Origin of the sequence: Curtobacterium sp. PsM8 (assembly GCF_030433875.1) — a bacterium.
Lineage (GTDB): Bacteria > Actinomycetota > Actinomycetes > Actinomycetales > Microbacteriaceae > Curtobacterium.
Map to the genome: position 1 here is coordinate 1 of NZ_JARUXD010000124.1, position 5,290 is coordinate 5,290.

Here is a 5,290-nt window from a genome sequence, read left to right on the forward strand (position 1 = left end):
CCCCCCCCCCCCCCCCCCCCCCCCCCCCCCCCCCCCCCCCCCCCCCCCCCGGCCCGGGGGCCGCCCGCCCCCCCCCCCCCCCCCCCCCCCCCCCCGCGTCCGGGGTCGGCACGAGCGCGGGTTACGGTGACCCTGTGCCCGGACGACGATCCCTCGACTCCGAGCTCGGCGACGGCGCCGTGCTCGTCGTCCGTCGTGATCCGCGCCGTCGTCCGGCACGGACCGTCCCGTGGCGCCGGGTGCTCGTCGGGGTCGTCCTCGCGGCCCTGCTGGGCGGTGCCGCCGTCGCGACGGCCGGCACGCTCGTCTCCCAGCGCACCGCCGAACGGTTCGCCGTCGAGGACGCGACCGACGACACCGCCGCGATCGCCCGCGCGGTCGTCGAGCCCGCCCTGCTCGACGCCGTCGCCGACCCCGACGCATCCACCGCCGACCGTCGGACCGCGGCCGACCGACTGGACCGGGCCGTCCGGGCCGTCAGCGCGGCGACCGGCGCCGTCCGGGTCAAGCTCTGGGCCGCGGACGGCACCGTGCTGTGGTCGGACGAGCCCCGGCTGGTCGGGCAGCGGTTCGCCCTGTCCGACGATGACCGGAAGGCACTGGAGTCCGACCGCTCGGACGCCGAGGTGTCCGACCTGACCGCGCCGGAGAACCGCTACGAGCAGGGGCAGGGACCACTCCTCGAGGCGTACCAGGCCGTGCACCTCCCCGCTGGTGACCCGCTGCTGCTCGAGGTCTACTACCCGTACGACGCGGTCCTCGGCAGCGCGGCGTCCCTGCGCTCGGCGTTCGCCACGCTCGCGTTCGGCACCGTCGGCGTCGGCATCGCGCTGCTGCTGCCCGTCGTGCTCTGGTTGCTGCTGCGGGTGCGGTCCGGTCAGCGCGAGCGGGAACGGCTGCTCGTCCGGGCGCTCGACGCCGAGACCGCCGAACGCCGCCGCCTCGCCGCCGACCTGCACGACGGCCCGGTGCAGGACATCGCCGGGCTCGCACTCGGCCTCGGCGCCGCCGCCCGGACCACGTCCGGACCCGGCTCGGCGGTCCTCGAGGAGTCCGCGACGACCCTGCGGTCCGCGGTGTCGGCGCTGCGGTCGTCGATGTCGGCGATCCAGCCGGCCGCCCCGGACCGTGACGGGCTCGGTGCCGCCCTGGACGATGCGACCGCCCGGGGTCGTGCCGCCGGGCTGTCGGTCCGTCTCGACGTGCCCGCGACGGTGCCGGCCGCTCCCCCGGCGCTCCTCGCCGCCGTGCGCTTCGTCCGGGAGGCCGTGGCGAACACCGTCCGGCACGCGCAGGCGAGCGCGGTCCGGGTCACGGTGGACCGACGGGGCGACGAGCTGGTGGTGCGGGTCCGCGACGACGGGGTCGGGTTCGAGGCGGAGGCCGTGCTCGGGTCACGACGGAACGGTCACCTCGGCACCACCCTGCTCCGACAGATCGCCGAGGACACCGGCGGCTCGCTGGTGCTCCGGACCGCCCCGGGTGCCGGGACGATGTGGGAGCTCGCGGTCCCCGCCGGGTCCGAGTCCGTCGGGTCTGGCACGGTCGGGTCTGGCACGGTCGGGTCTGGCACGGTCGGGTCTGGCACCATCGGATCGGGCACCGTCGGATCGGGGTCCGGATGGTGAGGGTGCTGCTCGTCGACGACCACGCCCTGGTCCGCGGCGGCCTGCGCGCGGTCCTCGACACGACCGACGACTGCCAGGTGGTCGGCGAGGCCGCGACCGGCGAGGACGCGGTCGCACAGGCTCTGGTGCTGCGACCCGACGTCGTGGTGATGGACCTCTCGATGCCCGGAGCCGGTGGTGTGGTCGCGACGACCGCTCTGCGCACGAGACTGCCGTCCGCTCGGGTGCTCGTGCTGACCACCTTCGCCGACGACGCCCGGGTCCGGGCCGCCCTGGCCGCCGGGGCGACCGGGTACCTGCTGAAGGACGCCACACCGGACGACGTCGTGCGGGCGGTCCGGGCGACTGCGCGCGACGAGGTGCCGATCGACCCCCGGGTCGCCCGGAGCCTGCTGCCGGCGACGCGAGCGGGCACCGACCCCGACCCCGCCGACACCGACCCCGCCGGGCCCCGCTCGGCCGGGTCCGGTCCGACCGGGTCCCGCTCGGCCGGGTCCGGTCCCACCGCGTCCCTTCCCACCGGCCCGGTGCTCCCGCCGCGCGAACGGGAGGTCCTCGTCCGCCTGGCCCGCGGCCTGTCGAACCGACAGATCGCCAGCGAACTCGGCATCGCCGAGCGCACCGTGAAGGTGCACGTCGGTAGTGTCTTCCGGCGCCTCCAGGTGGCTGACCGCACGACCGCCGCGCTCTGGGCGCGCGACCACGGGTACTAGTACCAAGGTCCGATGGTGCCCGCGCGGGCGAGCGGCGACGATCGTGCCGAGGGGCAGAACCGCCCCGCAGGCTCGAACCGGCCCGACCAGGAGGCCCACCATGCGAACCACCACCGACCACCGACCCGGCCGCACTCGGGTCGGCCGCACCCGCGGGACGGCCGCAGTCCTCGCCGTCGCCGCCGTCGCCGCGGTCGCCCTCGTCGGAGTCGCCCCGGCGCAGGCGTCCGGCAAGACCTCCACCGGCGGGGACTACGCCGTCACGGTCAACGGCACCACCACGAACCCCGCCGTCGGCAAGGACTTCAAGCTCAAGGACACCGCCGTCTCGGGCACCATCGCGGTCCGCGGCAAGCACAACGGCTTCGACATCCGGCTGGCCGACCTGGGCGTGTACGACTACACGCTGACCGGCGCTCCGGACACGCAGCGGATGGTGACGAAGCCGACGGTCGTGTTCGCGTCCAAGGTGCCGTCGCTGACCGCCGCGCAGCTCGCCGGCACCCGGCTCTCGTCGCTCGAGGTCGAGGACGACACCCTCGTCGCGATCTTCAGCACCGGCGCCGGGAAGTTCAAGATCCAGTCCAAGGACGGCGCGCAGGGCGGGGTCTTCCAGATGGAGACCGAGTTCGCCGGACCGGTCACCGTCACGCACACCCTCGGCGCGGGGCTCTTCTACTTCGTCAACCCCTACACCGGCAAGGTCAACTTCGGGAACGGCACCGCCGCCGTGGCCTCGGGCAGTGACGCGCACCAGATGCTGCTCGGCAAGGACAGCCCGCAGGTCGCCACGAAGACCTCGCAGACGGCGACGACCAGCACGTGGACCGTTCAGCCCGGCGGCCGCCTGGGTGGAGTCCTCGGCGAGGACGCCGTCGAGCTGAGCGCCGGTGCGACGAACTGCACGAGCGACTGCCAGGCGCAGAACCAGATCCGCGGCTCCCTGCCGGTGCCGCCGGACCCGGTGGACCCGACGCCGATCGCGTCGCGCTGAGCAGGACCGACCAGGCCTGACCAGCGCACACCAGGACGGACGGGAGGCCCGTGGCGGGATCGCCACGGGCCTCCCGTCCGTCGTCGTGCCGAGACGCACCCGTGCCCGCCGAACGGGGGCTGCATGCGGACCGTCCGCGCTGGGTAGCGTCAGGAGGGCGGACGCACCCGACGACCGCGCGGGTGTCGTCCAACCAGCGACCCCACCGAGGGCGACGATGCCCGCACCGACGAAGAGGGGCACGATGTCCACCACCACCGGACTGGGAACACTGAACGTCGCCACGATCGTGGCCGAGGGCGCACGACGGCACCGCACCAAGACCGCCGTCGTCACCGCGCTGCCCGACGGCGTCCACGAACTGACGTACGGCGACCTGTGGGAGCGGGTCCGTCAGACCGCCGGCGGCCTGCGCGCCCGCGGCGTCGAGCGCGGCGACCGGGTGGCGGTGATGCTGCCGAACGTGCCCGAGTTCCTGGTGGCGTACTTCGCCGTCCTCGCGATGGGCGCCGTCGTCGTGCCGATCCACCTGCTGTTCAAGCGCGAGGAGATCACCCACGTCCTCAGCAGCTCCGGCGCACGCGTGCTCATCGCCGCCGGGTCGGTGCTCGGCGAGGCCGGACCCGCCGCGGCCGACACCGGGGCGCTCGTCGTCGGCGTGGCTGCCGGCGAGGACGTCCTCTCGCTGACCGCGCTGGCGTCGGAGGGCGAGCCGCTCGACGCCGTCGTCGCGACGAACCCCCTCGACCCCGCCACCATCCTGTTCACCAGCGGCACGACCGGGCAGCCCAAGGGCGCGGTCGGGTCGCACTTCGCGCTCGTCGAGCAGGTCAACGTCTGCATCATCGACGTGTTCGACCTGCGCGAGGAGGACGTCGTGTTCGGCGGCCTGCCGCTGTTCCACACGTTCGGCCAGACCGTCGTGATGAACACGACGCTCCGCCGGGGCGCGACGATCGTGCTGCTCCCCCGCTTCGACGCGGCCACCGCGCTGCAGCTCTGCACCGAGCAGCAGGTCACGGCGTTCCTCGGCGTCCCGACGATGTTCATCGCACTCCTCGGAGCGGCCGAGCAGCACGACGCCCGGCCGCCGTTCCGCTGGTGCGTGTCCGGTGGTGCGGCCCTGCCCGCCGCCGTGCTGGAGCGTTTCGAGTCGACCTTCCAGGCGCCGATCCAGGAGGGCTACGGCCTGACCGAGACCTCCCCCGTCGTCTCGGTGATCCCCCGCGGTGTCCCGGGTCGCGCCGGCAGCGTCGGGCCCGCGGTCTGGGGCGTCGACGTCGTCGTGGCGGACGCCGAGGTCGAGGGACGCATCGTGCCGATGCCGGTCGGGGAACCCGGCGAGATCGTCGTCCGTGGGCACAACCTGTTCCTCGGCTACCTCGACGACCCGGAGTCGACGGCGGCCGCGATGGCCGACGGGTACCTCCGCACCGGCGACATCGGCGTGCTCAGCGAGGACGGGTACGTCAGCATCGTCGACCGCAAGAAGGACCTGATCCTGCGGAACGGCTACAACGTCTACCCGTCCGAGGTCGAGGCGGTGCTGCACCGGCACGAGGACGTCGCCTCGGCCGCGGTGTTCGGCGTCGACCACCCGGTGCACGGGCAGGAGGTGCACGCGGCCGTCGTCCTCCGTGACGGCGCCACCGGATCCGACGGGGTCGACGCGTTCGTCCGCGAGCGGATCGCCTCGTTCAAGTACCCGCGGGTCTACCACGTGGTCGACGCGCTGCCGCTCGGGCCGAGCGGGAAGGTGCTGCGGCGGGAGCTGACGCGGCAGTACGGCGACTGAGCGCCGGGCCCGGCGCAGGACCGGACCACACGACGGACGGGAGGCTCGTCACCAGCTGGTGACGGGCCTCCCGTCCGTCTCGTGGCCCGGGTGGTGGCGGGTGTGTGCCGCTGCCGGGCGTGTGCCGCTGGCGGGTGTCCGCCGCTGCCGGATGTCAGCG

At 74.5% G+C, this 5,290-nt stretch carries 4 protein-coding genes; all 4 read left to right on the top strand.

The annotated features are described in order from the left end of the window. Positions 1–134 precede the first annotated feature (134 nt). Complete coding sequence (locus QCD68_RS16820; RefSeq protein WP_301223845.1) at positions 135–1,628, top strand: sensor histidine kinase; 1,494 nt, start codon at positions 135–137, stop codon at positions 1,626–1,628. Continuing rightward, the gene (locus QCD68_RS16825) at positions 1,622–2,341 is read left to right on the top strand and encodes a response regulator (protein ID WP_301223846.1); all 720 of its coding nucleotides are present in this window, start codon (positions 1,622–1,624) and stop codon (positions 2,339–2,341) included. Before QCD68_RS16820 ends, QCD68_RS16825 begins: the two co-directional genes overlap by 7 nt. Positions 2,342–2,441: 100 nt before the next feature. Further along, the gene (locus QCD68_RS16830; RefSeq protein ID WP_301223847.1) at positions 2,442–3,335 is read left to right on the top strand and encodes a hypothetical protein; all 894 of its coding nucleotides are present in this window, start codon (positions 2,442–2,444) and stop codon (positions 3,333–3,335) included. A 244-nt stretch (positions 3,336–3,579) separates the two neighbouring features. After that, positions 3,580–5,130 (top strand): AMP-binding protein, encoded by a 1,551-nt coding sequence (locus tag QCD68_RS16835; RefSeq protein WP_301223848.1) that lies wholly within the window; start codon positions 3,580–3,582, stop codon positions 5,128–5,130. Positions 5,131–5,290 lie beyond the last annotated feature (160 nt).